We start from the raw sequence: 4,224 nt of genomic DNA, 5'->3' as shown, positions 1-4,224 counted from the left end.
CTCCGTGCGCCGGGCTGACTGGGAGGAGCCTTCCCCGGGACGACCGGGAGCATCCCCGCCGGCCCCCTTCGCCCGTCATCGCATTCTGTCACCACCATGCCTCACGCCACAACCCCGCGTGCCATCACATCACAATCCGTCACCTGGACTCGGCCTCGCACAGTGGTCTAGACCCATTGCCCTGATCTCCGATCAGAAATGCCCCAACAACACACCCGACGCCGTATCAGAATTCGCCTGTCAGGCAATCCCGCCACAACCGCCGTACGCTCCCGCCATTCCGGCCCGACAGGACCCCGGCCACCGTTGACGATATGGCGCGAATTCCCACTGAAACCACCAACCCCGCCCCATGGGAAAAGCCCATCAACCCCCGCCATGGAAAACACCCATAAACACCGCATCACGCCGAGCACCACCCCTGATGGCGACCCGGCGCAGCACAGCAGCAACCAGGCCAGCCCCGGACGACGACGGGCAGCACCCGGACCACCCTCACCCCCGGCTCCGGGGCCGGCCGCCCCGAACGGCAGGCCAGTCCCGGGGCTCCAGGACAGCACGGACCCGGCGCATGGGCAGCCCCGGCGCCGCAGGCACCTGACCCGACCACGCCCGCTGCCCAAACCGCACAGCCCATCCCAACCCATCCACACCCGGGACCAGAGGAACAGCCCGTGCGAGGGCGGCACCAGTTTGAGCCGGGTCAGGGTGGCGTGGAGGACCCGGTCGACGGCGAGCGGGGATCGGGCGGCAGCCTGGGGATGTGGCGCTGGGAGCGGGACATCGGCGGCGGCCTGGACGACCGCCGGGGGGCAGAGCTGGCGTCGGCAGTGCCTCAGAGGAGCTTCCACGCCCTGGTGGCGAGGTTGAGGAACCCGGCCAGAGCGAGGAGGCAGCCTCCCGACGGGGGTGTCGTCGGGTCGTTCTCCCGGTAGTCGATCATGGCGTCACAGAACGCGTTGTGTGCCTCCCACATGTGCGCGATGTGGTCGGCTTCTGCTTTGGACTTGGGCAGCCAGGGCGAGTACCGGCCGCATTCCGCACACCTGAACCGGTAGTTGTTCATGCCGCGCCCCCCGTGCCGCCATACGAACTCGTCTGCTCACAATGGCAGTTGTTGTCTTTTGCGGCAATATCGCTTTCATGCTGGCCATCGCCGTGGGCACGGTGTGCGGGACGGCCGGCTCGGACGCTGGGTGGAGGGGTGGACGGAGGCCTGCCCCGCCGTCGGCGGCGGGGTGGGTCGGCCGGGGCACGCCGCCGGCCTGCGTGCTCGCCTGCCTGGAGTGCGGGGGTTTGCGGGGCACTTTGCGCCCGGTCCAGGACGTCGGACTGCTCGCGGGCGGCGGCCGCACTGGCCTGTTCGGGGGTGTGGTCGACTTCCATCAGGCGCCGGACCGGTAGGGCGTGGCCCGGGCCGCGCTTCAGGCGCCGAGGCCGATGTAGGAAACGTACTGGTAGGCACCGTAGTCGGAGTCGAGGTCGCCGATGATGTCGTCCCAGATGCCTTCGAGGGTGTCGGCGTCGCCGGCGGTGAGGGCGTCGACGGCGTCGTCCCAGACGTAGCGGACCTGGATGCCGCGGATGCGCAGGTTGTCGCGGCGGCGGGGCTCGTCCACGACCTGCTGGTTGATGGGGTGGATCTCCACCCGGGTGCCGAGGCCGTCGCGGTTGAGGTGGTCCTTGAGGAGCTGGGGGTTGGCCAGGACGTTGCGGGCGCGCAGGGTCCAGTAGGCGGTGTCGACGGCTTCGATGTTGACGCGGCGGGGGGTGCGGGTGCCGTTCTTCCAGGCGCGCAGGGTGGCGGCGTTGGCGGTGCTGCCGACGTCGGCGAGCGCTTCGGCGAGGGCCTCGCGGCCGCCCCGATGTTCCATCAGGTAGCGCATCCGGGCCATCAGGCCGCGGCGGGTGGACGGCGGGGACTTGATACCGCCTTCGATGATCATTCGCTCCACCGCGTCTTCCAGAGCACGGCCGAGGGCCACCCGCCCGTGGACGTTTCCCCGGTCGCGGTCGGCGCCGTAGCGCCCGAAGTTCTTCCATCCGTCAGTCGACACTTTTAGGCGCTCCGATTCCGGCTACGGGGCAGGATGTACTGGTCCTTGAGTTTCAGCTGCGTGGTCAGGCGGCCCTCTTCGAAAACACCGCCATTCGCCTTTCGCCATTCGCCGCCGGTGACATGCAATTCGTCAGTGCCGCGCAGCGCGACAATCGTCAGCCCGCCCTTGTGGGCACGGTGGGACTTGTACCAGAGATTCGCGAACGCCTGGGAGCGAATGATGTGCATCCATTCGGGACGGCGGATGTCGCGATTGTAGGTGGATTCTCCGATGGTCGATGCGAATTTCGCATACATCGCCTTGACGTACTTCTCGGTCACCTGGTCGACGTTGGTGATGGCGTCTTCGCGGGCAATGGTGAGGACCCGGCGGAATTTCTCCAGCAGGCCCTCGGAGGCGCCGCTGGTCCAGGCCTCGGTGATGTGCGGGGCCTCCGAGAGGCCGAGCTTGTGGCAGCGGATCAGCAGGCGCACGGTGGCCTCATCCAGGAGCACCGGGCCGGCTTCGTGGCGGTTGCCGATCGGGTCGGGCAGGTGCGGGTGTTCCCAGGTGGGGCGGGCGGGGAGCAGGTAGACGCCGGAGCGCTTGGGGTCCCAGCCGCCGTCCGGGCGGTGCTGGAGCGCGCCGATCGGCAGGTGGGTCTTGAGGGCGGAGCAGTAGGCGGCGTTGGTGTCCAGGACGTCCACCGCGATCTCGGTGAGGGCGCCGCTCTTGAGCTGCTTCATCAGCTCACTGTTCTCCCACTTGTGGCGGCCTTCCCAGATTTCATCGGCGCCGTTCCGGGATTTCTTGGAGAGGAATTCCAGGCGCTCCGGATAGGCGGTGTACTCGTATGCGGCGCCAACCCGGGTCGCGTCGAAAAGCGCCATTCCGTTCGGGATGGCTTTCTTTTCGAGCGCCGCGACGGCGGCGTCGATGTCGCCGTCGTGTTCCTCCAGGGCCTGGTCGACCGCCGTGGTGATCATGTCGAGGTAGTAGCCGAGCTCCCGGCCGGTGCCGGCGTACTCGCGGAACCGCGCGGACGGCGCCGCCGAGGCGGCCGGGCCGGGCACAACGGCCGCGGGGGCGGTGGGCGCGGGGGCGGTGGGCGCGGGGGCGGTGGGCGCGGGGGCGTCCTGGCCCGCGCCGACGGCGGCCGGGGCGGGCGCGTCCACCACGGCGGCCGGGGCCGGCTGGAGGGGCGCGTCCGCCGCGGGACTGGCAGTGGGGGTGCACCAGCCGCCGAGGTGGAGCGGGCGGCCGCCGATGCGGTAGGACACCGGCCGGCCGCACTGCTCGCACGCAGCGGCCGGGTGGACGGCGACCTCGCCGTCCGGGCCCCGGTCGTAGTCCGCACTCGACGCGCCCACCAGGGCCGCGTCGACGAGCAGCTGCTCGGCCCCGGCGGCTTCGTCGGCGGGGACCTGCTGCTCGACGGCTACGGAGGTCGGTGAGATCCCGGATCCGGCCGGGGCGGGCGCCGAGGTGCTCGACGGGGTGGTCCCCGCGGCCGGGACGGCGGCGGCCGGAGCGACCGGGCCGTCGACCTGCTGCTCGACGGGCGGGGCCTCGACGGTGACGGGGGCGGCCGGCGCCCCGGAAGCGGGCGCGGCAACCGGGGGCACCGCGGCCGCCGGCACCGGCGCGGGGACGGGCGCGAAGGTGGCCGGCACCGGCAGCGGCGCGACCGCGGGGGCGGCGGTGCCGGGCGGCCAGGTCAGGGCCTGGGCGGCGTGGGTGGGGCCGGCGAGCAGGTCCAGCGGGCGCATTCCCCAGTGGCCGGCCAGCGTGTCGACCTCGTCCAGGGACCAGGGCTGGGCGCCGGACTGACGGCGGCTGACCTTGTCCTGGGTCAGGTCGAGGGCGGCGGCGAGCTGGCGCTGGCTCTCGCCGGTGCGCTGCCGGATCGCGGCGATGGTGAGCCGCAGCGTGTCCAACGTACTGAATGCCATGCTGGCATCCTATCAATCCTTGAGTGAAATTCTCCATCAAGGATGGGATTGTTCACTCGGGCGAGTGATTCGACCCGTGCCCGATGTGACCCTGGGGGTTCAGATCGGCGACAACGGAGGCCCTCGGAACGGCTCCAGTTGCTGCTGTCGGTGGGCCGTGGGGGGGGCCCCCACAGGGGGGAACCCCACCCCGGGGGGGTGGGGGGGCGCGGGTGGGTTTGGGAGGGGGGGCC

At 71.0% G+C, this 4,224-nt stretch carries 3 protein-coding genes; all 3 read right to left on the bottom strand.

Going from position 1 to position 4,224, the window contains the following annotated elements:
• Window positions 1–835: 835 nt before the first annotated feature.
• The 3 genes from ACFXPX_RS27105 to ACFXPX_RS27095 all read right to left on the bottom strand — a co-directional run bounded on the left by ACFXPX_RS27105 (window position 836) and on the right by ACFXPX_RS27095 (window position 3,991).
• Complete coding sequence (locus tag ACFXPX_RS27105) at window positions 836–1,066, bottom strand: hypothetical protein (RefSeq protein WP_380643766.1); 231 nt, start codon at window positions 1,064–1,066, stop codon at window positions 836–838.
• Between the two features lie 358 nt (window positions 1,067–1,424).
• Window positions 1,425–2,057, bottom strand: coding sequence for a hypothetical protein (locus ACFXPX_RS27100; RefSeq protein WP_380643764.1), 633 nt, complete (start codon window positions 2,055–2,057; stop codon window positions 1,425–1,427).
• A 2-nt stretch (window positions 2,058–2,059) separates the two neighbouring features.
• Window positions 2,060–3,991 carry a transcriptional regulator gene (locus ACFXPX_RS27095; RefSeq protein WP_380643762.1) on the bottom strand — a complete coding sequence of 644 codons (1,932 nt, stop codon included), beginning with the start codon at window positions 3,989–3,991 and terminating at the stop codon, window positions 2,060–2,062.
• Window positions 3,992–4,224: the final 233 nt, after the last annotated feature.

The organism is Kitasatospora sp. NPDC059146, from assembly GCF_042786665.1.
Taxonomy (GTDB): Bacteria; Actinomycetota; Actinomycetes; order Streptomycetales; family Streptomycetaceae; genus Kitasatospora.
The sequence above is the reverse complement of the archived record's forward strand: the minus strand, read 5'-3'. Positions and strand labels throughout refer to the sequence as shown.

Coding starts and splice junctions, on each gene's coding strand:
- ACFXPX_RS27105 (WP_380643766.1), bottom strand. CDS start 1,066: ATGAACAACTACCGGTTCAGGTGTGCGGAATGCGGCCGGTACTCGCCC.
- ACFXPX_RS27095 (WP_380643762.1), bottom strand. CDS start 3,991: ATGGCATTCAGTACGTTGGACACGCTGCGGCTCACCATCGCCGCGATC.